Below are 23,932 nucleotides of genomic sequence, written 5' to 3'. Positions count from 1 at the left end.
ATGACCGGCAGTCATTGCGGGATCTCGATGCCGACGACGAACAGGCCGAGACGGTCTGCCGCCTCGGCCACCGCGGCACGGTCGACCAGCAGGCTGCCGCCGGCTTCGACCGCAATGCCACGCAAACCCGAGGCCGCAGCCCGCTCCACGGTGGTGATACCCATGGTGGGCAGGTCGATGCGGCGGTCCTGCTTGGGCTTCTTCACCTTGACCAACACGCCGCCAGGGCCTGGACGGATCAATCCGGCGCAGCGGCCAAGCATCGCATCGGTCCCTTCGATTGCCTCGACCGCCAGGACGATGCCTTGCTGGACCACCGCCCCCTGCCCGACGTCGAGCGCGCCGAGGGCACGGGCAACCTCGACCCCGCGGGCAATGTCCCGCTCCGCATCGGCATCGGGCATCAAACGGCCCACCGGCCCTGCAACGGTCAGCAGGTCCTTCAGCAGTTCGTGCAAACCGACCACACGGAACCCGTCCTCCTCGACCTCGCGCACGACGGCCCGCAGCAGGCCGTCATCGCCCAAGGCCCGTGTCCCGACGCGGGCGAGAAAGCGCGCGGTGCGCCAATCCGGCATCAGCTCGGTGAAGGACGGCCGCCTGACGGGTCCGGCGAGCACGACCTCACCGACGCCCTCCTCGTGAAGACGGCGCAGGATCGTGCCGGCGGCGCCGAAGCGGCTCCACAGATGCGGAAGTCCTGCAACCGTTTGCGGATCGGTATGGCCGTCGAAGGCGACAATGAAGACGTCGCGGCCCCGCCCACGTACCGCCTCGGCGATGCGGGCGGGCAGCGTACCGCCGCCGGCAAGAATCGCCAGCTTGGGTCCTGCCGCCGGCGATCCTTTACGTTGAGTGGTTTCGGCCATCGGCCGGCTGCCTCAGCTCTCGCGCGGCTGGCAGAGAGACCGGGCTTCCTTGGCCCGGATGAAGGACAGAACGTCCGAAATCAGCGCCCGCTCGCCGAAATCGCGGCCGACCCCGTCGACCCGTTCGGCGAAGGTGCCTTCCGGACCGAACAGCATGCGATAGGCAGCGCGAAGGGCATGGATGTCGTCCTTCTTGAAGCCGCGACGCTCCAGCCCCACCAGGTTCAGGCCGGCCAGCCGCGCCCGGTCGCCCATCACCAGACCGAAGGGAATCACGTCATTCTCGACGCCCGACATGCCGCCGATCATGGCATGGGAGCCGATGCGCACGAACTGGCGCACCGCCGACAACCCGCCGATGATGACATAGTCGCCCAGCGTGACGTGGCCGCCCAGGGTGGCGTTGTTGGCCATGATGACATGGTCGCCGACGACGCAGTCATGGGCCACATGCGAGCCCATCATGAACAGCCCGTCATCGCCGACGCGGGTGATCATGCCGCCGCCCTCGGTGCCCGGGTTCATCGTCACATGCTCGCGAATCTGGTTGCGGGCACCGATGACAAGCTCGGACGGCTCGCCATGGAACTTCAGATCCTGCGGGCGATGGCCGATGGACGCAAAGGGGTAGATGACGGTGTCTGCGCCGATGCTGGTGCGCCCATCGACCGCCACATGCGACACCAGCCGAACGCCATCGCCCAGCGTGACGTCGGGACCGACGACGCAGAAGGGGCCGATGTCGACCCCCTCCCCCAGCTTGGCCGCGGGATCGACGATGGCGGACGGATGGATGGTAACGGTCATTTTTCGTCCAGAATCATGGCGGAATAGACGGCTTCAGCGACGAGGACGCCGTTGACCTTGGCCTCGCCCTTGAACTTCCACACGTTGGCGCGCTGGCGCTGCTTGGTGACGTGGATGTGAATGGTGTCGCCGGGGGTGACGGGGCGGCGGAACCGCGCCTCGTCGACGGTCATGAAGTAGACCAGCTTGCCTTCTGCATCCGGACCCAGCGTGGCCACCACCAGAACGGCGGAGGTCTGGGCCATCGCCTCGATGATCAGGACACCGGGCATCACAGGGCGCGACGGGAAGTGCCCCTGGAAGAAAGGCTCGTTGATCGTGACGTTCTTGACGCCGGTGGCGCCTTCGCCCAGCGTCACATCGATCACCCGGTCGATCATCAGAATCGGGTAGCGATGCGGAATCATCTTCATGATCCGCATGATGTCGATGTCGTCGATCTTTTTGCTTTGTGCGCTGTTGTCCGCCGTCACGTCCATTGCCCGGCCGCCCGCCTTTCCACCAACCTATAGGGTTCAGTATTCCCCGTTACAGGGAACGGGCACCGCCGCCCCGATGGGGAGCACCGGCGCCTTCTTGTCTGCTCCGCCTTCTTGCCCCATTTCCGCGGCGACCGCAACGCCGAACCCGGAAGAGGACCGAAACCGGAAACAGAACGGGGCCGCCACCGTCCCGCCTGGGATGGCAGCGGCCCCGGTCAGAGTTGCATCACTGCTTCGGAACGTTCAGCGCAACCTGCGGCAGCTTCTTGTTCACCCGCTCCATCACCACATCGGTGACGTCGAGCTGGGTGTCGACCAGAACGAACTGCTGGCGGGCCAGAACGAGGTTGGCACCGCGCTCGCGGGAAATGTCCGCGACCACTTCGACCATCGTCTTGTGAACGACAGCCATCGCCTCGTTCAGGCTGGTCTCCAGGGCGCGCTTGCGGGTCTGCACCGTCTTCTGGACGTCGGCGACCTGCTTTTCGAAGTCACGGCGCTTGGTGGCGAGCGCTTCCGGCGACAGAACGGTCTGCTGCTTGCGCAGTTCGTCCTCGTTCTTGCGGAGCTTGTCCTCCAGCGCGGAGATTTCCTTCTGGTAGGAGTCGCGCAGCGATTCGAAGGACTTGGTGATGCCCTTCGACGCATTGGACTCCTGCATGATCTTCTGCACGTCGATCACGGCGATGACCGGAGCCTTCAGCTCCGCACCCGGTGCCGGCGCGTCGGTCTTGGGCGCTTCCGCCTTGGGGGCCTCGGCCTTGGGCGCCGACTGGGCCTGAGCAGCACCTGCGGTAAGAACGAGACCGGCAGCCGTGACGGCCGACAGAAGGGCGACGCGAAGCGGCGTCTTGGACAGCGTGGATTGCATCTTAGAACCTGGTTCCGAAGCTGAAGCGGACGAGCTCTTTCTTGTCGTAGCCTTCCTTGCGGATCGGCAGCGCGACGTCGAGCCGGATGGGGCCGAACGGCGATTTCCACGACACACCCGTGCCGATGGAAACGCGGATGCTCTCGTCATCCTTCACGTTCGGATCTTTGATGTCGACTTTGCCGAGGGTGCCGACGTCGGTGAAGGCATGCCCGAGCAGGCCGAATTCCTCCGGCAGGCCGAACGGGAAGCTCATCTCCACCGAAGCACGGGCATAGCGCGTGCCGCCCAGCGCGTCGCCGGTCGAAACGTCGCGGGGGCCGATGCCGGCGGTGTTGAAGCCGCGCAGGGTGTCGCCGCCGATGAAGAAGCGGTCGCCCAGGTCCACCTTCTTGCCGAGGCCGTGGATGTACCCGATCTCGCCGGTCGTGCTGAGCACCCATTGGTCATCGCCGAGCGGCAGATAATATCCACCGGCCAGCTTGTTCCGCAGGAAGCGCACCGAGCCGCCGAGGCCGGCGATGTCGTTGGTCAGGCGGATGAAATAGCCTTCCGTCGGCGTCAGCTTGCTGTTGCGGACGTCATAGGTCAGCTCCTGGCCGATCAGCGAGGTCAGCCGTTCACCGCGCTGCTCCTGGATGTACTTCGACGCGGTCGTCGGCACTTCCTCGATCAGGGTGTCCTGCAGCTGGTAGTAGACACGCTGGCGCAGACGCTCGGTCAGCGGATAGCCGAGGCGCAGGGCGAAGCCGGTGTTCTTTTCGTTGAACGAGCTTTCGTCCTGGTAGTTGTAGCGGGTCCGGAACACGTCGACGCCGGCCGACAGGTCGCGGTCCATGAAGTACGGCTCCGTGAAGGAGATATCGTACAGCTGGCGCCGGCCCGACAGGGTCGCACCCAGACGCAGATCCTGACCGCGGCCGAGCAGGTTGCGCTCGCGGATCGAGAAGTCACCCAGCGGGCCGTCGGAGGTCGAGAAGCCGGCACCGATGGAGATTTCACCGGTGGACTGCTCGGCCACGTCGACATTGACCACGGTGCGGTCGGGCGCGCTGCTCTCGGCGGTCGTGATGTTCACGCGCTCGAAGAAGCCGAGATCCTTGATGCGTTGTTCAGAGCGCTTCAACTTCGAGGAGTTGAAGGGATCGCCTTCGGACAGCAGCATCTCGCGGCGGATCACCTTGTCGAGCGTCCGGACGTTGCCCGAGATGTCGATGCGGTCGACGAAGGTGCGCGGCCCTTCGTTGATCTCGTAGGTGATGTCGATGGTGTGGGTTTCACGGTTGCGCGTGATCCGCGGCCGGACATCGACGAAGGCGTATTGCAGGTCGCCGACGGCGTTCGTAAGCTTCGTGATGGTGTCTTCCACCTTCTGGGCGTTGTACCAATCGCCTTCGGTGGTGAGCACGCTGTTCTGCAGAACGGCCGGATCGAGCTGCTTCAGCGAGGTGTTAATGTCGACCTTGCCGAACTTGTAACGCTCGCCTTCCTCGATGGTGAAGGTGATGAAAAAGTCCGACTTGTCCGGCGTCAGCTCGGCGACCGCAGACACCACGCGGAAGTCGGCATAGCCTTCCTTCAGGTAGAAGCGGCGCAGCAGGTCGCGGTCGTAGCTCAGCCGGTCGGGATCGTAATTATCATCCGATGTCAGGAAACGCCACCAAGCCGATTCCTTGGTCTGGACATTCTCGCGCAGGGTGCCGTCCGAAAAATGCTCGTTGCCGATGAAGGTGATGCCACGCACACCGGTGCGCACGCCTTCATTGATCTCGAACACCAGATCGACGCGGTTCTGGTCGAGCTGGATGATCTTCGGCTCGACCGTCGCGCCGAAGCGGCCCTGGCGACGATAGATGTCCTGGATGCGCTGGACGTCGGACTGGACGCGGGTGCGCGTATAGACGACACGGGGACGCAGCTGGATTTCCTTATCCAGCGTCTCCTTGTCGATGCGCCGGTTCCCTTCGAACGCGATGCGGTTGATGATCGGGTTTTCGGCCACCGTCACGACCAGCGCATCGCCCTCGCGCTTCAGCACGACGTCGGCGAACAGGCCGGTGTTGAACAGCGACTTCAACGACTGATCGATCCGGTCGGGATCGAACGGATCGCCCGGCTGGATCGTCAGATAGGAGCGGACCGTGGAGGGCTCGATTCGCTGGGTGCCTTCGACCCGGATGTCGCGCACCGTACCGCCACTGAACACCTGGGCGACCATGGACCCCGTGGCACCAGTCGCCCGTCCGGGCGAGGATGCGGTTTGGGCGTGGGCGACAGACACCGTCGTCATGGCGCAGCCGGCCAGCAGGCCCGCCACCAGAACTTTGCTCGACACCGGCAAATCACGCTCCCTGGCAAGGGGCTGGCTTTAGGAAACCAGTCCCCGGAAGAAATCGACCACGCGCAGCTGAACCAGGTCGTTCCACGTGGCGAAGACCATGAGCGTTAATACCAAGGCCAATCCAATTCGGAAACCGTATTCTTGCGCTCTCGCTCCCAATGGCCGGCCGAGCAGCTTTTCGATCCCATAAAAAAGCAGGTGTCCGCCATCGAGCATCGGGACCGGAAACAGGTTGATCAGCCCCAGATTGACCGACAGGAAGGTCATGAACCAAACCAGCGGATACCAGCCGGACTGGGCCACCTCGCCCGACATCTGGGCGATGCGCAACGGACCCCCCAGTTCCTCCGTTCCGCGCGATCCCTGGACCATCTGGCCCAGCGCGGTGAAGGTGCCGGTGATCATGCCTGCGACTTCTCGTCCCGCCTGCCAGACGGCGGTCAGGGGATCGTGGCGCATCATACCGACGCTGCCGCGGCTGATCCCGAGCAGCCCGATCTGATGGGCGTTGCCGAGTCGGTCGGTGATGGTCTGCGAATCCGGCGTCGCGGTCAGGGTCATCACCCGGCCGTCGCGCTTCAGCTCGACCGCCAGCGGCTGGCCGGGACGGATCGAAACGATCTGGCGGATTTCCTCGAATCTCTGAACGCCGGTCCCGTCGACCGACAGGATCAGGTCGCCCGGCTGGATGCCGGCGCGCTCCGCGGCGCTGCCGGGCTGGATGCCGCCGACGTCCGGCGGCGTGAAGGACTGGCCGGCGGTCATGAACAACAGGGCCAGCACGACGATGGAAAAGACGAAATTGGCAATCGGGCCGGCGGCGACGATGGCCGCGCGCTGCCCCACCCGCTTGTGGTGGAAGGAGACCGCACGTTCCTCCGCAGACATTGCGGTCAGGTGCGCCCCCGGCGTGCTGGCCGGATCGGCGTCGCCGAACATCTTGACGTAGCCGCCGAGCGGCAGCGCGCTGAACTTCCAGCGCGTGCCGGCACGGTCGGTAAAGCCGAAGATCTCCGGCCCGAAGCCGATGGAGAAGGTCTCGATCCGCACGCCATTGCGCCGCGCGATCAGATAGTGACCAAGCTCGTGCACGAAGACGAGCACGGTGAGGACCAGAAGGAAGGCCAACACCGAGGTCCAGAAACCGCCGATAACGTCCATTTCAACCCTTGCGCCTTCCAGCGCCTCGAACGCGGATCATCGGCTGCCAACCGCCGTCGCACCGATGGCCGCAACACGGCCGGCGGCATCCCGCCTCGCATCCGCGTCGGCCTCCCGCACGGCGGCGAGATCGCGCAGCGGGCGGTGGGGCAACGCCGTCAACGTCTCCTCGACGATCCGTTCGATGTCGAGGAAGCCGATCCGGCGGTCGAGAAACGCCTGGACGGCCACCTCGTTGGCGGCACTGAGTATAGTAGGGGCGCCCCCACCGCTTTGCAAGGCAGCCCGGGCCAGCCGAAGTGCCGGGAATCGCACGGGATCCGGCGCCTCGAAGGTCAGCGTCGCCGCCTTGACCAGATCCAGCCGCTCCGCCGGGGTGGCGATGCGAGCGGGCCAGCCGAGGGCATAGGCGATGGGTGTGCGCATGTCGGGCGTGCCGAGCTGCGCCAGCACCGAGCCGTCGACATATTCCACCAGGGAATGGATGACCGACTGCGGGTGGACCAGCACGTCGATGCGCTCTTCCGGAATGCCGAACAGGAAATGGGCCTCGATCAGCTCCAGCCCCTTGTTCATCATCGTGGCGCTGTCGACCGAGATTTTGGCGCCCATGTCCCAGGTGGGATGGGCCACCGCCTGCTCCCGCGTCGCCGCCGCCATGAAGGCGCGGTCCTTGGCACGGAAAGGACCGCCGGACGCGGTCAGGATCAGGCGGGAAACGCTTTCGATGCGCTCGAAATCGAAGACCTGATAAATCGCCGAGTGCTCGCTGTCGACCGGCAGAAGCGTGGCGCCGTGCGCCTTCACCTCCTCCATCATCAGGGCACCGGCGCAGACCAGCACTTCCTTGTTGGCGAAGGCGACGATGGCGCCGCGCCGGATGGCGGCGAGCGTCGGCTCCAGTCCGGCGGCGCCGACGATGGCGGCCATCACCCAGTCCGCCGGGCGTTCCGCCGCGGCGGCAACCGCCTCGGAACCGGCGGCAACCTCGATGCCGGTACCGGACAGAAGCTGCTTCAACTCGGCATAGGCGGCGGGGTCGGCGACCACGGCCATGCGGGCATTCAGCTGCTTGGCCTGCTGCGCCAGAAGGGTGACGTTGCGGTTGGCGGTCAGCGCCTCCAACCGGAAGCGCTCCGGATCGCGGGAGACGAGGTCGACGGTCTGCGTGCCGACCGAGCCGGTCGACCCGAGAATCGTCACACTGCGCGGCGCATCCGCTTTCACCACCATGACAGAACCGATCCAACGGCCGCGTGGAACAAGGCCAGCACCGGGGCAGCGGCCAGAAGCCCGTCGATGCGGTCGAGGATGCCGCCATGCCCGGGGATGAGCTGGCCGCTGTCCTTCACATTGTAGCGCCGCTTGACCGCCGATTCGAACAGGTCACCCGCCTGTCCGACCACGGCGGTGGCGGCGCCGACCGCCAGAGCGATGTCGGGACGTGCCGCCCCGAACGAGAGCGCCACCAGCCAGCCGAACAGGGCGGACGCGGCCATGCCGCCGATCAGGCCGGCCCAGGTCTTCTTGGGGCTGATGCGCGGCGCCAGCTTCGGACCGCCGATGCTGCGCCCGGCGGCGTAGGCGCCGATATCGGTTGCCCAGATGGCAAAGAGGACGAAGAGGAACAGGGAGAGCCCGCTGTCGGGCAAATCGCGCAGCCACATCAGGCCGGCCATGCCGACCGCGACATACAGCACACCGAAGCCGAGCAGGCCGCGGTCGGAGCCGCCACCGACGATGGCGGTCAGAACCGCGAAGGCGGCCGCCGCTCCCAACCCGGCAGCCGGGCCGGCGACGATCTGCACCATCAGCGCCACCAGGATTCCGATGGTCGCCATCAGGCGTGCAGGAAGCCGGCGGGCACTGGGAACGATGCTGGTCCATTCGGAAACGGCAATCACCGATCCGAAGGCGATCAGGGCATGGAACACCCAGCCGCCGGCCCAGACGGCGCCCAATACGACCGGCGCCATGACCAGCGCCGACAGGACACGGACCTTGAGGTCGCCCGTCTTGGATGGCTTGGCCGGAGCCGCGGCGGTAGCCGCCGAGCTGTCAGCGGGACCCGGCGGTGGTGGCGCCGAAGCGGCGTTCCCGTCGGTGGAACTCTTCAATCGCCGCCTCCAGATCGCGCTTGGTGAAATCGGGCCACAGCGTATCGACGAAGACCAGCTCGGCATAGGCCGCCTGCCAGAGCAGGAAATTGCTGATCCGCTTCTCGCCGCTGGTGCGGATGATCAGGTCGGGGTCGGGAATGTCGGCCGTGTAGAGCCGGGCCGACAGCGCGTCCTCGTCGATGGAGTCCGGAGAGAGACGGCCGGCAGCCACCTCCTGAGCCAGCCGGCGGGCGGCATGGACGATCTCCAGGCGCGAGCCATAGCTGAGAGCCACGACCAGGGTCATGGTCCGGTTGTCGCGGGTCAGAGCCTCGGCATTGTCGATCAGCCGGTTGATGTCCTCGGACAGGCGGGTGCGGTCGCCGATCACCCGCAGGCGGACACCTCCGCGGTGCAGTTCGGCGACCTCGCTGCGCAGATAGAAGCGCAGCAGGCCCATCAGGTCGCTGATCTCCTCTTCCGGCCGGCGCCAGTTCTCCGAGGAGAAGCTGAAGATCGTCAGAGTGCCGATGCCAAGTTCGCGCGCCGCTTCCACGGTGCGGCGGACGGCGTCCACGCCCTTCTTGTGCCCGGCGGTGCGCGGCAGGCCGCGCGCCTTGGCCCAACGCCCGTTGCCATCCATGATGATGGCGACGTGCCCAGGAGCCGTATTGGACCGGTTGTCGTCCGCGTCGCGCATTCCGGATCAGACCTGCATGATTTCCTTTTCTTTTTGCGCAAGCGAGTCGTCGACCAGCTTGATGTGCTGGTCGGTCAGAACCTGCACCTTGTCCGACTGGACCTTGTGCTCGTCCTGGGTGATCTCGCTTGCCTTCTCCGCCTTCTTCAGGCCGTCCATGCCATCTCGACGGATGTTGCGGATGGCGACGCGGCACTGCTCGGCGTACTTGTGGGCGACCTTCGCCAGTTCGGCGCGGCGCTCCTGGGTCAGGTCCGGCAGCGGCACGCGGATGACCTGGCCTTCGGCCTGCGGGTTCAGGCCGAGACCGCTGTCGCGGATAGCCTTCTCGACCGCCTTGGTCATGCCACGGTCCCAGACCTGGACCGAGATCAGGCGAGGTTCCGGAACGGAGACCGTCGCGACCTCGCGCAGGTGCATGCGGCTGCCATAGGCCTCCACCATCACCGGTTCCAGCAGATTTGAAGAGGCGCGGCCGGTACGGAGACCGCCCAGTTCCTTGCGAAACGAGTCGAGCGCGCCTTCCATGCGGCGCTTCAGATCCGATAGGTCGGGCGCAGCCACGGGCCTACTCCCTTTCTTCCGTTATGATGGTGTGCTTGCCACGGCCCTGCATCACTTCGGCGAAGGCGCCGGGCGTGTGGATCGAGAAGACCAGAATGGGAATGTGGTTCTCGCGCGACAGCGCGATCGCCGAAGCGTCCATCACCTGGAGTTCCTTGGTCAGGACGTCCATGTAGGTGAGGCGTTCGTAACGTTCGGCCGCCGGATCCTTCTTCGGATCGGCGGTGTAGACGCCGTCGACCTGCGTCCCCTTCAGCAGACCGTCACAGCCCATCTCCGAGGCGCGCAGCGCCGCGGCGGTGTCGGTGGTGAAGAAGGGATTGCCGGTGCCGGCGGCGAAGATCACCACCCGGCCTTTTTCCATGTGACGGACGGCGCGGCGCCGGATGTAGGGCTCGCAGACCGTCGACATGGGGATGGCCGACTGCACCCGCGTGCTGACGCCCATCCGCTCGAGCGCGCTCTGCATCGAGAGCGCGTTCATCACGGTGGCGAGCATGCCGATATAGTCGGCCGAGGCACGCTCCATGCCGCTCGCCGCACCCTTCACACCCCGGAAGATGTTCCCCCCGCCGATGACCAGACAGACCTGGACGCCGAGCCCGATGACCGCCTTCACCTCGTTGGCGATGCGGTTGACCATCTCCGGGTCCAGGCCGTAGTCGCGCTGACCCATCAGCGCTTCGCCCGACACCTTGAGGAGAACGCGCTTGTAGCGCGCGCTCCCGGCCGGCGTGGTGGTCCCGGTGGTATCGACCATGGGGGGAACGCTCCCTTGCTGTTTCAGAATGCGGCTTGCGGACCTAGGCGTTCGACCTTACCGGCCTCAGCCCTGACCGCCGGCGGCGGCGGCGACTTCGGCGGCGAAGTCCGACTGGGCCTTCTCGATGCCCTCGCCCAGCGCGAAGCGGGTGAAGCCCGTGACCTTGACCGGGGCGCCGATGTCCTTGGCGGCGTTCTCAACCACCTTGCGGAGCTTGGTCTCGCCGTCGATCACATAGGTCTGCTCCAGCAGGCAGACTTCCTCGTAGTACTTGCGGACGCGGCCTTCCACCATCTTCTCGATGATGTTCTCCGGTTTGCCCGAAGCGCGGGCCTGCTCGGCCAGCACGCTGCGCTCACGCTCCAGCGACGAGCTGTCGACATCGGCGATGTCCAGCGCGTCCGGACGGGCGGCGGCGATGTGCATGGCGATCTGCTTGCCGAGGTCGGCCAGCTTGCCGGCATCGCCGGTCGACTCCAGGGCGACCAGAACGCCGATCTTGCCCAGGCCCGGCGCGATGGCCGAGTGGACGTAGCTGACGACGACACCGGCCGAAACCGACAGCGTGACGGCACGGCGCAGGTTCATGTTCTCGCCGACGGTGGCGATCAGGCTGGTCAGCTCGTCCTGGGCGGTGTGCGAGGTGCCCGGATAGGCGGCGGCCTTCAGGGCCTCGACATCGCCACCGGTGACCAGGGCCAGCTCGGCGCACTTGGCGGCGAAACCCTGGAACTTGTCGTTGCGGGCGACGAAGTCGGTCTCGGCGTTCACCTCGACGACGGCACCCTTGGTGCCGGCGGTGGCGACGGCGACCAGACCTTCGGCGGCGACGCGGCCCGACTTCTTGGCGGCGGCGGCGAGGCCCTTCTTGCGCAGCCAGTCGACGGCGCCCTCGAGGTCGCCCTGCGTCTCGTTCAGCGCCTTCTTGCAGTCCATCATGCCCGCGCCGGTCTTCTCGCGCAGTTCCTTGACGAGCGAGGCGGTAATCTCGGCCATGTTGCGCCCTCTTCCTTCCAAGCGATCCGGCAGGCGGATCGGATTGAGTCACAAAGTCAAAACGGGTGGCAACCCATCAAAAAGGCAGCCCATAAAAAAGGCAGCCGGGCCATAGGTCATAAGGCCCGGCTGCCCTTCAACCGTCAGGGTCAGGCCTGGGCGGCGGTCTCGGCGGTCTCTTCTTCCGGCAGTTGCTCGGCCGGGGCGTCCTCGGCGGCGCCGACGTCGATGCCGGCGGCGCTCATCTCGGCCTGCAGGCCGTCAAGCACGGCGCCGACCGTCAGGTCGCAGTACATCTCGATGGCGCGCAGCGCGTCGTCGTTGCCCGGGATCGGGAAGGCCACGCCGTCCGGATCGGAGTTGCTGTCGAGGACCGCGATGACCGGGATGCCAAGCTTGTTGGCTTCCTTGACCGCGATCGACTCCTTGTTGGTGTCGATGATGAAGATGACGTCCGGCAGGCCGCCCATCTCCTTGATGCCGCCCAGCGCACGCTCCAGCTTGTCGCGCTCGCGGGTCAGCTCGAGGATTTCGCGCTTGGTCAGGCCCGAGGTGTCGGCGCCCAGACGCTCTTCCATCTCGCGCAGACGCTTGATCGACTGGGAGATCGTCTTCCAGTTGGTCAGCATGCCGCCGAGCCAGCGGTGGTTGACGTAGTACTGGCCGCACTTGGCGGCAGCCTCGGCGATCCGCTCCTGGGCCTGGCGCTTGGTGCCGACGAACAGGACGCGGCCACCGCCGGCGACGACGTCGCGCACGGCCTGCAGGGCGCGGTGCAACATCGGGACGGTCTGCTCGAGGTCGATGATGTGCACGCCATTGCGCACGCCGAAGATGTACTGGTTCATCTTCGGGTTCCAGCGGCGGGTGTGGTGACCGAAGTGGACACCGGCTTCCAGCAGCTGGCGCATGGTAAAGGTGGGCATGGTCATGTGGAAAAAATCCCTTTTTCCGGTTGCTCCGCCGCGGGCATTGTCGACAGCGCATGGAAACCATGGCTGAAGACACCGGATCGGGCCATCGGGGTAAAACCGAGGGTCCGCCAGCCCGCGTGAGGTTTTGACGACGGCGCTTACATAGCTCTCTTGCATCACTTTGGCAACAGCCACGCGGGTACGGAGAGTCTTTTTGTCGTTGTGATCCGCTCTCCGCATTCTCATCGTTATAGCATCGCCAGATGCTCAGCCTCGGCCGCTCCCGTCAGACCGGCGGCGCAGCGTATCGCGGTCTATTTCAGTGGATGAACCAGATGACTTTGGACTCGAAAGCCTTGTCCGCGGTGGAGGGCGCCGCAGAGCAATATATGGCGGCGCAGGGCGTCCTGATGTCCGCGGTGGCCAAACTGGGCAGCACTGTCGATGGCACGTTGAACTTGCTGCCCGAGGGCATTCGCAGTTCTCTGCACGATACGCTTCGTTCGGCGCTCGATCAGGCGTTCAAGGTGGCGATCCTGAACATGGATGGCGAGACGGGCAAGGAGGCGTCGAAAGGCCTCTACAAGTTGCTGGGCGCGGCGACCGGTGCGGCCGGCGGCTTTTTCGGGGCGCCAGGGATTCTGGCGGAATTGCCCGTGACCACAACAGCGATCCTCCGCTCCATCGCCGACGTGGCCCGCTCCAAAGGGGCGGATTTGAAAGACCCGGCGGTACAGCTCGCCTGTCTCCAGGTCTTCGCGCTGGGCGGACCGCTGGACGACGACGACGAGGCGGACGCCCTCTTCGTCGCTTCGCGAGTCGGGGCGAACATTGCCGCGCCGAAGCTGGCTGAAATGATCACGAAGATCGCCAGCCGCTTCGCGATAACGCTGTCGCCCAAGATCGTGGCGCAGTCGGTGCCGATCGCCGGGGCCGTGGCCGGCGCCGGGCTGAACCTCACCTACATGTCCTTCTACCAATCGATGGCTGCCGTCATGTTCACACTGAAGCCCATCGAGGCCGAATTCGGCCGGGAAGTAACGAGGCAGAGCTTCATTGACGCCATCAATACTGTCAAAGCCAAGAAAATCTCCGGAAAGACGAAGATCTTTCCGTAGTTGAAAAAGGCCGCGCCTCAGTGGTGCGGCCTTTCCAATAATCAGGAATACTCTACCTTTACGCCTGCGGCGCCGTCGGAGCGGCCACCTTCGGCTTCGGCAGGTCGAGTTTCAGGTGAAGCTCGCGCAAGCGGGCGGTGTCGACCGGCGCCGGGGCCTGCATCAGCAGATCTTCGGCCCGCTGGTTCAGCGGGAAGGCGATGACCTCACGGATGTTCGGCTCGTCGGCCAACAGCATGACGATGCGATCGATGCCCGGAGCCGAACCGCCGTGCGGCGGGGCGCCCAGCTTGAAGGCGCTCAGCATGCCGCCGAATCGGGCTTCCAGCTCCTCCGGCGGGTAGCCGGCGATGTCGAAGGCCTTGTACATGACTTCGGGCAGATGGTTGCGGATCGCGCCCGAGGACAGTTCCACGCCGTTGCAGACGATATCGTACTGGTAGGCGTTGATCTCCAGCGGGTTCTTCTCCTGCAACGCCTTCAGGCCGCCCTGGGGCATGGAGAACGGGTTGTGGCTGAAGATGACCTTGTTGGTCTCCTCGTCCAGCTCGTACATCGGGAAGTCGACGATCCAGCAGAAGCGGAAGGCGTTCTTCTCGATCAGGTCCAGTTCCTCGCCGATGCGGGTGCGGGCGAAGCCGGCCAGCTTGGCCGCCGGGCCGGGCTGGTCGCAGACGAAGAAGATCGCGTCGCCGTCCTCAAGGCCGGCCAGCTCGCGCAGGGCGGCCTGGGCCGCTTCCGGCACGAACTTGGCAATCGGACCCTTGCCGCCGCCGGCTTCCATGACGATGTAGCCGAGGCCGGGAGCGCCGAGCCCGCGGGCCCAGTCGTTCAGCTTGTCGAAGAAGCTGCGCGGACGGTCGGAGACCTTCGGCGCGCGGATGGCGCGGACGACGCCGCCCTTCTCCAGCGTCTGCTTGAAGGCGCGGAACTCCACGTCTTCGCGCTTGAACACCTCGGTCACATCGGTGATGACCAGCGGGTTGCGCAGGTCCGGCTTGTCGTTGCCGTACTTCAGCATCGACTCGGCGTAGGAGATGCGGCGGAACGGCAGGCCGTCGATGGCCGGCTTCGAGTCGCGGCGGAAGCTGCCGAACTCGTCGAAAATGCCGTGCAGAACCGGCTCGATGGCGGCGAAGACGTCTTCCTGGGTGACAAAGGACATCTCGAAATCGAGCTGATAAAACTCGCCCGGGCTGCGGTCGGCGCGGGCGTCCTCGTCGCGGAAGCAGGGGGCGATCTGGAAATAGCGGTCGAAGCCGGCGACCATCAGCAGTTGCTTGAACTGCTGCGGCGCCTGCGGCAGGGCGTAGAACTTGCCGGGATGGTTGCGGCTGGGCACCAGATAGTCACGCGCGCCTTCCGGAGAGGAGGCGGTGAGGATCGGCGTCTGGAATTCGGTGAAACCCTGGTCGATCATGCGGCGGCGCGCCGAGGCGATCACGCGCGAGCGCAGCATGATGTTCTCGTGGATGCGCTCGCGGCGCAGGTCGAGGAAGCGGTAGCGCAGGCGAACGTCCTCGCCGGCATCGGTGTCCTGGTTGACCTGCAGCGGAATCTGCTCCGCCTCGCCTTCCACGGTCAGCTCGGCGATCTGCATCTCGATGCGGCCGGTGGGCAGCTTGTCGTTGATGGTCTCGGCCGTACGCTTCACCACCTTGCCGGTGACGGTGATGACCGATTCCAGCTTCAGCCGGTTCGCGACCTCGAAGGCCGGGTTGGAGGTATCGACCACGCACTGCGTCAGGCCGTAATGGTCGCGCAGGTCGATGAACAGCAGCTGTCCATGGTCGCGCTTCCGGTTCATCCAGCCCGACAGGCGGACGGTTTCACCGGCATTCTCTTCACGAAGCTGGCCGCAGGTGTGCGTGCGGTAGGGGTGCATGGGTCGAAACACCTTGAAAAGGGCGGATTCCGGCGGAAAAAGCGGTCCGACACACCACACCGGACGCGGGCGAAAGTCAAGCCGCGATAGGGCGGAGCGTGCAGCCGGCAGGGCCGGAATGCGACATTTGGAACGCTATGAAACACTCTGCGCGCCCCTGTTCACTGTTCCATCCGCCGGTGTGCCGGCCATCGAAACCGAGTTTAACACCGTGGCGGCTTCGGGATAAGCGGAGCGGTAAAATCGGGCCGGGTCGATCTCCTCCCCCACCCGCGCGGACGGCCGCCTCGAGAAACGCATCGCCTTCGCGCTTCGGCGGACTTTCAAGCACCCGTTCGGTCGTGTATGAAGCAACCATGACGCTCATCACGACAACCGACGCCCTCCAGGCCTTCTGTCAGTCGCTGGCAGGGACCGAATACATCACGGTCGATACCGAGTTCCTGCGGGAAAAGACCTATTGGCCGCAACTGTGTCTCGTCCAGGTCGGCGGGCCCAACGGCGCGGTCGCCATCGACCCGCTGGCCGAGGGCATCGACCTGGCGCCGCTGTTCGCGCTGATGAGCGACCCGTCGGTGCTGAAGGTCTTCCACGCCGCCCGGCAGGATGTGGAGATCTTCTGGCATCTGTCCGGCCAGATCCCGCATCCGCTGTTCGATACCCAGGTCGCGGCGATGGTCTGCGGCTTCGGCGAAAGCGTGGGCTATGAAACGCTGGTGACCAAGCTGGCCGGCGCACGCATCGACAAGTCCAGCCGCTTCACCGACTGGTCGCACCGCCCGCTGACCGAGCGGCAGCTGACCTACGCCCTGTCCGACGTCATCCACCTGCGCCCCGCCTACGAGAAGCTGAAGCGCCGCCTCGCCCGTTCCGGCCGTTCGCACTGGCTGGAGGAGGAGATGGCGATCCTGACCGATCCGGCGACTTATCAGGTCGATCCGGAAAGCTCCTACCTGCGGCTGAAGGTGCGCACCAACAAGCCGCGCTTCATGGCAATCCTGAAGGAGCTGGCGGCCTGGCGCGAGCGCGAGGCCCAGCGCCGCGACCAGCCGCGATCCCGCATCCTGCGCGACGAGGCCCTGCTGGAAATCGCCGCCCATGCCCCGACCACCGTCGATGACCTTGCCCGCACCCGCGGGCTGGGCCGTGGCTTCGCCGAGGGGCGCCAGGGCTCCGACGTGCTGGCCGCGGTGAAGGGCGGGCTGGACCTGCCGGACAGCGCCCTGCCCCGCGTCGAGCCGCGCGAGGAGCCGCCGCCCGGCCTGCAACCGATCGTCGAGCTTCTGCGCGTCCTGCTGAAGATGAAGTGTGACGAGAACAATGTCGCGGCGAAGCTGGTCGCGTCCTCCGCCGATCTGGAGTCTCTGGCGGCCGACGATGGCGCAGACATTGCGGCGATGCAGGGATGGCGGCGCGAACTGTTCGGCAATGATGCGCTAGCCCTGAAGCACGGAAAGATCGGACTTGCGGTCATAGATCGTCGCGTCCGCATCGTTCCTGCTGGCGAACCACGCCCGTCGGCGGCTCCGCCGGAACCGGAAACTTGACCTTTTCGGATGGCGTCGCTTCGATGACTGTGGCGCCTTTTGCTGCGGTCCGGGTACCTCCTGCGCCCGGACTTCAGCCTTAAGGGCTTTTTAAAGAAAGTTACCGTTAAGATCGGTTCGGCTTCGCAGCATCGAGCGGACCGGGGTATGCCGAGCGGGCATGCCCCGCTCTTCCGGCCTGCCGACAACGCCGCCTGGGCAGAGACTGGCCCGGATGGAAAGACAAGGCTGCCGAGCAACGAGCGGCCAGGGATACGGGTGGTTGGCAGGCGTGTCGCTTGTTGTGGGAGTGAGCAAGGTATGAGCAGGTTTGGCGGCAGACCACCCATTGGACGGGACCGTGTCCGGCTTTCCACCACGGAGAAGCAGGCCGCCGTCGCCGCCGCCAAGGATCAGAAGCCAGATTTCGACAACGACAAGCTGCTGAATCTGCTGCGGTCGGCGAAGAGCGAACTGCAGGGCATGCGTCTGATCCACATGCACCTGTCGCTGCTGAAGGACCGCGACCCGACCAGCCAGATGATGGTCCGCTCCATCATCCAGGAACTGGCGAGCAAGGCGTCCTACCTGCAATCCTTCAACATTTCCAACGGCGACGTCATCATCCTCTACAAGGGGCTGAAGCTGACCGGCGTCACCGACGTCTGCCAGACGGTCGAACAGGTCTTCCTGTCGAAGACGACGTTGACGGGTCCCAACCCCTATAAGGAATATTCGCTCTATTCGATCATGGAACTGGCGTTGAACTTCATCAACGTCATCCGTTTCATCGAGGAATTGCAGGCGAACGAGACCGGCAACCACGTCACCGAGACCAAGCCGCCGATCACGCTGGAAGAACTCGGCAAGCTCGAACGCTCCATGCAGATGTTCGACCTGTCGCCTTTCCTGTTCAACCAGGGCATCGCCAACCTCGGCACCGGCGAAGCCGAGATGGAGTATTTCGAACTCTACATCTCGATCAAGCTTCTTCAGGAACGGCTCTGCCCGGATTATGACATCACCGCCAACAAGTGGCTGTTCAACTACTTCACCGCCAATCTCGACCAGTCGGTGCTGCGGGCACTGAACCATGGGCTCAGCTTCATGCGGGGCCGTCGGATCGGCATAAACATCAACCTGTCCACCGTCATTTCGACCGGATTCGTGAAGTTCGACGAGCGGCTGCCGATCGACTTCCGCGGGCAGGTGGTGCTCGAGGTGTCGAAGGGCGACCTGATCGAAAACCTGTCGCTGTTCAACGAGGTGGTGGAGTTCGCCCAGGACCGCCGTTACCAGATCGCGGTCGATGGTCTGAACCCGTTCTGGGTGACGAATTTCGACCTGGAATATCTGAACGCCGACTACGCCAAGATTTTCTGGTCGAACGACATGCTGGAGATGGACCCGTCGTTCGAGAAGTATTTCCGCGACCGCATCGCCGAACAGGACCGCTGCAAATTCATCCTGGCCCGCTGCGACAGCGTGACCAGCCTGGTCTATGCCCACAAGATGGGGATCAATCTGGTCCAGGGCCGCGCGGTCGACAACATCATGCGCAAGGGCGTCAGCGTTCGCGAAGCCATCGCCCACGCCAAGGTGGATTGAGCCCGGTCACGGCTTGCGCGGGGCCTGCCGCAGCAGACCGTCGGTCCAGGCCGGGGGAAGAAGGGCCAGCAGCCAGACCGCGGCCATCATCGGCCAGGGGAAGGCGATTCGCCCCCGGTTGCGCTCCAGCCCGCGGCGGATGAGCCGGGCCGCTGCATCGGTCTCCATCAGGAACGGCATGGGAAAGCGGTTCACCGCCGTCATCCGGCTTTTGACGAAGCCCGGACAGATGACCGAGACACCGATCCCCTCCCCGGCCAGATCGCCGCGCAGCGCCTCGCCATAGACCCGGACCATCGCCTTGCTGGCGCAATAGGCGGGCGCGCCGGGGAGGCCGCGGAAGCCGGCCAGCGAGGCCATGATGGCGATCTGTCCGCTCCGCCGCTCCCGCATCGCCGGAAGCAGCGGGTGGATGCTGTTCAGAACGCCGTCGATGTTCACCGCCAGGATGCGCCGCGCCTGCTCCTCCGTCTCACCGCCATCGCCGGTGCCCGCCGACATGCCGGCGTTGGCGATCAGCAGGTCGACCGGGGTGTCCGCATCGACCCGGGCCAGCCAGTCCGCCATCGCCTTGCGGTCGGCCACGTCGATCACCTTCGTCTCGACCAGCGCACCGGCGGCGCGACAGCGCTGCGCCACGCTCTCCAGCCTTGCGGAGTCGCGGCCGGTCAGGGCAAGTCCGACTCCGGGAGCGGCGTACAGGACGGCCAGGGCTTCGCCGATGCCGCTCGAGGCCCCGGTGATGACGATGGAACGCGGCTGTTTCATGGGATGTGCGCCCTGCCCGCCGGCTGCCCGATGGCGCCGAAGCTTGTTGTGGGGTGACGTCGCGTTTATAAGCACGACATCATTCGACACCGCTTTTCAAGTGAGGCCGCCGTTGCCAGCCCATCGCCCCGTCATTGCCAGCATGACCGGTTTCGCACGCGTCGACGGGCACGGCGACGGCTATTCCTGGACCTTCGAGGCCAAGAGCGTCAATGGCCGCAGCCTGGATCTGCGCTGCCGCCTGCCGTCCGGCTTCGACAGCGTCGAGGCGGCGGCCCGGGCCGATGTGCCGAAGCGGCTGGCGCGGGGCAACGTCAACCTGACGCTGACCGTCAACCGCGCCCAGGCGGTGTCGCAGCTGCGCATCAACCGCGAGCTTCTGGCCCAGGTCCTGGAGATCGCGCGGGAGATCGAGGGGGCCGGCGCCGCCGCGCCGCGTCTTGATTCGCTGCTGGCCGTCCGCGGCATCATCGAGCCGGTGGAAGAGGATGAAACCGAGGCGCGCGAGCGCGTCGAGTCGGCGTTGAAGGGCGACCTGTCCAAACTGATCGACCAGTTGGCGGTCAACCGCCTCACCGAGGGCGCGCGCATCGCCGAGGTGCTGAACGGCCATCTCGACGAGATCGCCCGGCTGGTGGACGCGGCGTCGGCCTGCGCCTCGACCCAGCCGGAGGCGCTGCGCGAGAAGCTGCGCGCCCAAGTGGCGGCGATCCTCGGCTCCTTCCCCGCCCTGTCGGAGGAGCGGCTGGCCCAGGAGGCGGCGATCCTGATCGGCAAGGCCGACGTGCGCGAGGAGCTGGACCGCCTGCGTGCCCACATCCAGGCCGCGCGCGACATGATGGCGGAGGGCGGCGCCATCGGCCGCCGGTTCGACTTCCTGTGCCAGGAGTTCAACCGCGAGGCCAACACGCTCTGCTCCAAATCGGCGGATGTCGAACTGACCCGCATCGGCCTGTCGCTGAAAGCCTCCATCGAGCAGCTTCGCGAGCAGGTCCAGAACATCGAATGACGACCATTTTCGAATGAGCCGTTTTCGAATGAACCGTTTTCGAATGACAGGCAACTGCGAGTGACCGCCATGGCTGCGACCACCACCTCCCCGATCCACCGCCGCGGCCTGATGCTGGTGCTGTCCTCCCCGTCGGGGGCCGGCAAGACCACCATCGCCCGCGGGCTGCTGGACCGCGATGCCGGCATCACCATGTCGGTGTCGGTGACCACCCGCGCGATGCGTCCGGGCGAGGTTGAAGGGCTGGATTATTACTTCATCGACCAGCAGCGCTTCGACCGCATGGCGGAGACCGGCGACCTGCTGGAACATGCCCGCGTCTTCGGCAACTGCTATGGCACGCCGCGGGTGGCGGTGGAGGACGCGCTGGGCGCCGGCCGCGACGTGCTGTTCGCCATCGACTGGCAGGGCGCGCAGCAGCTGGCGCAGAACGCCCGCGACGATCTGGTCAGCGTCTTCGTCCTGCCGCCGTCGGTCAGCGAGTTGGAGCGCCGCCTGCGCGGCCGCGGCCAGGATTCCGAAGAGGTTATCGCCAACCGGATGGCGAAGGCGTCCAACGAGATCAGCCACTGGCCGGAATACGACTATGTCATCGTCAACAGCGACGTGACCGAGAGCATCGCCGCGGTCGAGTCCATCCTGCATGCCGAACGGCTGCGCCGCCGCCGGCAGATCGGCCTGCCGGAGTTCGTGCGCAGCATTCAGGACACGCTCTAACTGGTTGAGCGGTAACTATGTGTTCGGAAACGGCTTCGCCCGCACCTTGATTTCATGGTCGGGCGGGCCTTCGCTGCCGTCCGGCTGCTTGCCGCGGTAATAGCCCTTCTGCCAGCGTTCCTGTGCCGCGGTGCTGCCCGGCGTCCGCAATTCGTTGTTGAACTGGCTGCGCGAGGTCGCCCAGGCGCGGTACTGCGCCGCGGTCTCCGGATCGCTGTCCAGGTCGCGAACCTCCGGCGTCAGGCTTTCCACCAGACCGCGCTGGATCGGCATGAGATGGGCAAAGGGCTCGCCCTTTTCCCAGGTCACCGGAACGCCGGCAGCGGTGAACCTCCAGTTCATGGTGAAGGGATACGGCGACCAGTCGGTCTCGATGATTCCCGACAGGCCCAGGATCCCGTGTTTCGGATGGTTCAGCGGGCCGGTGACCATCAGGTTGACGCCCGGCGGCGTGCGGAACAGGGCCGCGACATGGAAGGTCAGGACGCCGCTGCCGAAATGGCTGGCCGGCAGCAGGGGATGCGGCTCGTCGGCCGTGACGGTGATGGCATCCAGCCCGGTTCCGCCATCCCACACGGCGGTGACCCGCACCGGGCAGCAAACCTCCCACCCGTGCATGCTGGCGATGTTCAGCGGCAGGCAGCGGTAGCCGTACTGCTCCGGCAGGGCATCGATCCAGTCGCGGGTCGGGCGGGCCGGGCGGATGTCGGGCATCGCGCCCGAGAGGGGATAGGCGATCAGCGTCATGGCGTCGCATCCTGACAGACTTCTTTATCAGGTGTAACCCTAGTGCTCCAATGGTCACAACCAGTTTCGCGACCATCCGGATTACTCCTGGCTCGACGTCAGGCATTGCGTCGACGAACAATGCTCCAGTATGACTGATTTGTTGTATTAGAGTTCGTTTGATTAGCGAACCGTATCGTCTCGTGCCGTTGGGTGGCGGACGCGGCGTCGCGCGCATGGGGTGGAACAGGGCGATGATCGGCAAACTTCACAGCATCAAGGCAAAGCTCCTGATCCTTCAGGGGCTGTTCCTCGTCGCCATTCTGGTGGGCGGCATCTGGTCCGCGACATCGAAGCGCGAAACCATGGTGGAGGGCTACCGCAATTCCATCCAGGCGGTGGTGCAGACCTCGCTGTCGATCATGAAGTCCTATGATGCCCGCGCCGCCAAGGGCGAGTTCAGCCGGGAAGAGGCGCAGACCCTTGCCAAGGGTGCGCTTCGCGCCCTGCGCTTCTTCGGCAACGAATACATGTTCGGGTACGAATTCGACGGCACCAACGTGTTCCACGGCGTGCGTCCTGACCTGGAGGGCACCCGCAAGCTCGCCGACTTCAGGGACAGCAACGGCGTGCTGGTGATCCGCGGCCTGATCGATTCGGCCCGCGGCGGCGACGGCACCCTGATCTACAATTTCCCCAAGGCCGGCGGGACCGAGCCGATGCCGAAGCTGGCCTATGCCGCGATCTATGAGCCGTGGGGCTGGATGATCGGTACCGGCGTCTACATCGACGATGTCGATGCCGCCTTCCGTGCCACGCTGATCAAGACGCTGCTGGTGACGCTGGCGGCGGCACTGCTGCTCGGGCTGTTCGGTTTCCGTCTGGTGTCGCGCATCGGCAAGGGGCTGGACGGCATCGCCCACGCCACCGACCGCATCGCCAGGGGCGATCTGGTCGCCCAGGTCGCCGGCGCGGACCGTGCCGACGAGGTGGGGGCTCTCGCCCGCTCGGTCGAGACCCTGCGGCTCAGCGCCATCGAGGCCGAGGATTTGCGCCGCCGCCATGCCGCACTGGAACGGGAAGCCGAGGAAGGCCGCCGCGCCACCATGAGGCGGCTGGCCGACGAGTTCGAAAGCACGGTCGGCGCGCTGGTCCATTCCGTCGCCGAGTCGGCCGGGCAACTGACCCACACCTCGGGCGAGATGAGCCGCGGGGCGGAACAGACCACCCGGCTGATGGACGGCGCCGCCCGCGCCGCCGGGACCACCTCCGGCAACGTCCAGGCGGTGGCGGGCGCCACCGAGGAACTGGCCGCCTCGATCCGCGAGATCGCCCAGCAGATCGCCGAGTCGACGACCGGCTCCGCCCGCGCCGTTGAGGATGTGCGCCGCACCTACGCCCTGATCGAACAGCTGGACGGCGTCGCCCGCCGCACGGTGGAGGTGGTCGACCTGATCCGCTCCATCGCCGAGCAGACCAACCTGCTGGCGCTGAATGCGACCATCGAGGCGGCCCGTGCCGGCGAGGCCGGCAAGGGCTTCGCCGTGGTCGCCAGCGAGGTGAAGAATCTCGCCAACCAGACCGCCAAGGCGACCGACGACGTGCAGGCGCAGATTGCCGCCATGACGGACGCCACCTCGTCCGTCGTCGAGGCGATGCGCGGCGTCGGCGGTGCCATCGAGACGGTGAACAACGTCGCCTCCAGCATCTCCGCCGCCATCGAGGAGCAGGGGGCGGCGACCCGCGACATCAGCCAGAACGTCAACGAGGCGGCGCAGGGCGTCAGCTCGGTGTCCGACAGCCTGAATCTGGTGTGCAGCCACGCGACCGCCACCGGTCAGGCCTCCGCCGAGGTGGCCGCTGCCGCCCGCATGGTGGGCGAGCGCGCCGACCGCATGCTGGGCGAGGTGTCGGCCTTCGTCGCCCGCATCCGGCAGGGCTGACCGTCCACCATGGCGGGGAGGGTTATTCTACCGGATGCATTCGGTAAAATTCCGCGCTATGGATG

At 65.7% G+C, this 23,932-nt stretch carries 22 protein-coding genes; 6 read left to right on the top strand and 16 right to left on the bottom strand.

What is annotated here, in order from left to right:
* Positions 1-11: 11 nt before the first annotated feature.
* The 13 genes from ABNQ39_RS04050 to rpsB all read right to left on the bottom strand — a co-directional run bounded on the left by ABNQ39_RS04050 (position 12) and on the right by rpsB (position 12,585).
* Positions 12-869, bottom strand: a complete 858-nt coding sequence (locus tag ABNQ39_RS04050; RefSeq protein ID WP_376959132.1) for an LpxI family protein — start codon at positions 867-869, stop codon at positions 12-14.
* 12 nt (positions 870-881) lie between these two features.
* The gene (gene lpxA, locus ABNQ39_RS04045) at positions 882-1,676 is read right to left on the bottom strand and encodes an acyl-ACP--UDP-N-acetylglucosamine O-acyltransferase (protein WP_376959131.1); all 795 of its coding nucleotides are present in this window, start codon (positions 1,674-1,676) and stop codon (positions 882-884) included.
* The gene (gene fabZ / locus ABNQ39_RS04040) at positions 1,673-2,155 is read right to left on the bottom strand and encodes a 3-hydroxyacyl-ACP dehydratase FabZ (RefSeq protein ID WP_376959130.1); all 483 of its coding nucleotides are present in this window, start codon (positions 2,153-2,155) and stop codon (positions 1,673-1,675) included. Before fabZ ends, lpxA begins: the two co-directional genes overlap by 4 nt.
* 229 nt (positions 2,156-2,384) lie before the next feature.
* Positions 2,385-3,029 (bottom strand): OmpH family outer membrane protein, encoded by a 645-nt coding sequence (locus ABNQ39_RS04035; protein WP_376959129.1) that lies wholly within the window; start codon positions 3,027-3,029, stop codon positions 2,385-2,387.
* Position 3,030: 1 nt separating this feature from the next.
* Positions 3,031-5,370 (bottom strand): outer membrane protein assembly factor BamA, encoded by a 2,340-nt coding sequence (gene bamA, locus ABNQ39_RS04030; protein ID WP_199235330.1) that lies wholly within the window; start codon positions 5,368-5,370, stop codon positions 3,031-3,033.
* Positions 5,371-5,397: 27 nt separating this feature from the next.
* Complete coding sequence (rseP, locus tag ABNQ39_RS04025; RefSeq protein WP_376959128.1) at positions 5,398-6,531, bottom strand: RIP metalloprotease RseP; 1,134 nt, start codon at positions 6,529-6,531, stop codon at positions 5,398-5,400.
* A gap of 36 nt (positions 6,532-6,567) precedes the next feature.
* Positions 6,568-7,764, bottom strand: coding sequence for a 1-deoxy-D-xylulose-5-phosphate reductoisomerase (locus ABNQ39_RS04020; protein WP_376959127.1), 1,197 nt, complete (start codon positions 7,762-7,764; stop codon positions 6,568-6,570).
* Positions 7,755-8,648, bottom strand: a complete 894-nt coding sequence (locus ABNQ39_RS04015; RefSeq protein ID WP_376959126.1) for a phosphatidate cytidylyltransferase — start codon at positions 8,646-8,648, stop codon at positions 7,755-7,757. Before ABNQ39_RS04015 ends, ABNQ39_RS04020 begins: the two co-directional genes overlap by 10 nt.
* On the bottom strand, positions 8,590-9,330 hold the full coding sequence (locus ABNQ39_RS04010; protein ID WP_376959125.1) for an isoprenyl transferase: 741 nt from the start codon (positions 9,328-9,330) through the stop codon (positions 8,590-8,592). Before ABNQ39_RS04010 ends, ABNQ39_RS04015 begins: the two co-directional genes overlap by 59 nt.
* Before the next feature lie 6 nt (positions 9,331-9,336).
* Entirely contained in the window at positions 9,337-9,894 is a 558-nt protein-coding gene (frr, locus tag ABNQ39_RS04005; protein WP_098739979.1) for a ribosome recycling factor, read from the bottom strand.
* A gap of 4 nt (positions 9,895-9,898) precedes the next feature.
* Positions 9,899-10,654, bottom strand: coding sequence for a UMP kinase (pyrH, locus tag ABNQ39_RS04000; RefSeq protein WP_098739980.1), 756 nt, complete (start codon positions 10,652-10,654; stop codon positions 9,899-9,901).
* Between the two features lie 66 nt (positions 10,655-10,720).
* Positions 10,721-11,653, bottom strand: coding sequence for a translation elongation factor Ts (gene tsf, locus ABNQ39_RS03995; protein ID WP_098739981.1), 933 nt, complete (start codon positions 11,651-11,653; stop codon positions 10,721-10,723).
* Between the two features lie 149 nt (positions 11,654-11,802).
* Positions 11,803-12,585: a 30S ribosomal protein S2 gene (gene rpsB, locus ABNQ39_RS03990; RefSeq protein WP_200190375.1), complete on the bottom strand. Its 783-nt coding sequence runs from the start codon at positions 12,583-12,585 to the stop codon at positions 11,803-11,805.
* A gap of 245 nt (positions 12,586-12,830) precedes the next feature.
* Here rpsB and ABNQ39_RS03985 point away from each other — a divergent pair, with 245 nt between their 5' ends.
* Entirely contained in the window at positions 12,831-13,685 is an 855-nt protein-coding gene (locus tag ABNQ39_RS03985) for an EcsC family protein (RefSeq protein ID WP_376959124.1), read from the top strand.
* 58 nt (positions 13,686-13,743) lie between these two features.
* On the opposite strand, the gene aspS is transcribed toward ABNQ39_RS03985, so the two are convergent.
* Entirely contained in the window at positions 13,744-15,570 is a 1,827-nt protein-coding gene (gene aspS, locus ABNQ39_RS03980) for an aspartate--tRNA ligase (protein WP_376959123.1), read from the bottom strand.
* Between the two features lie 356 nt (positions 15,571-15,926).
* Between aspS and rnd the strand changes: the two genes are divergently transcribed.
* Together rnd and ABNQ39_RS03970 are read left to right on the top strand one after the other, a co-directional pair.
* Positions 15,927-17,117: a ribonuclease D gene (gene rnd, locus ABNQ39_RS03975; protein WP_376959122.1), complete on the top strand. Its 1,191-nt coding sequence runs from the start codon at positions 15,927-15,929 to the stop codon at positions 17,115-17,117.
* A gap of 300 nt (positions 17,118-17,417) precedes the next feature.
* The gene (locus ABNQ39_RS03970; RefSeq protein ID WP_376959121.1) at positions 17,418-18,704 is read left to right on the top strand and encodes a hypothetical protein; all 1,287 of its coding nucleotides are present in this window, start codon (positions 17,418-17,420) and stop codon (positions 18,702-18,704) included.
* Positions 18,705-18,710: 6 nt separating this feature from the next.
* Here ABNQ39_RS03970 and ABNQ39_RS03965 read toward each other — a convergent pair whose 3' ends face one another.
* A complete protein-coding gene (locus ABNQ39_RS03965) occupies positions 18,711-19,472 on the bottom strand; it encodes an SDR family NAD(P)-dependent oxidoreductase (RefSeq protein WP_376959120.1) in 762 nt (253 codons plus the stop codon).
* 142 nt (positions 19,473-19,614) lie between these two features.
* Between ABNQ39_RS03965 and ABNQ39_RS03960 the strand changes: the two genes are divergently transcribed.
* Both ABNQ39_RS03960 and gmk read left to right on the top strand, forming a co-directional pair.
* Entirely contained in the window at positions 19,615-20,481 is an 867-nt protein-coding gene (locus ABNQ39_RS03960) for a YicC/YloC family endoribonuclease (RefSeq protein WP_376959119.1), read from the top strand.
* A gap of 69 nt (positions 20,482-20,550) precedes the next feature.
* The gene (gene gmk, locus ABNQ39_RS03955) at positions 20,551-21,198 is read left to right on the top strand and encodes a guanylate kinase (protein WP_376959118.1); all 648 of its coding nucleotides are present in this window, start codon (positions 20,551-20,553) and stop codon (positions 21,196-21,198) included.
* A gap of 15 nt (positions 21,199-21,213) precedes the next feature.
* Here gmk and ABNQ39_RS03950 read toward each other — a convergent pair whose 3' ends face one another.
* Complete coding sequence (locus ABNQ39_RS03950; RefSeq protein WP_376959117.1) at positions 21,214-21,945, bottom strand: DUF6065 family protein; 732 nt, start codon at positions 21,943-21,945, stop codon at positions 21,214-21,216.
* A 233-nt stretch (positions 21,946-22,178) separates the two neighbouring features.
* Here ABNQ39_RS03950 and ABNQ39_RS03945 point away from each other — a divergent pair, with 233 nt between their 5' ends.
* Complete coding sequence (locus ABNQ39_RS03945) at positions 22,179-23,867, top strand: methyl-accepting chemotaxis protein (protein ID WP_376959116.1); 1,689 nt, start codon at positions 22,179-22,181, stop codon at positions 23,865-23,867.
* Positions 23,868-23,932 lie beyond the last annotated feature (65 nt).

Origin of the sequence: Azospirillum sp. A26 (assembly GCF_042604635.1) — a bacterium.
GTDB lineage: Bacteria > Pseudomonadota > Alphaproteobacteria > Azospirillales > Azospirillaceae > Azospirillum > Azospirillum palustre.
This window is presented reverse-complemented; position numbering and strand designations above follow the sequence as displayed.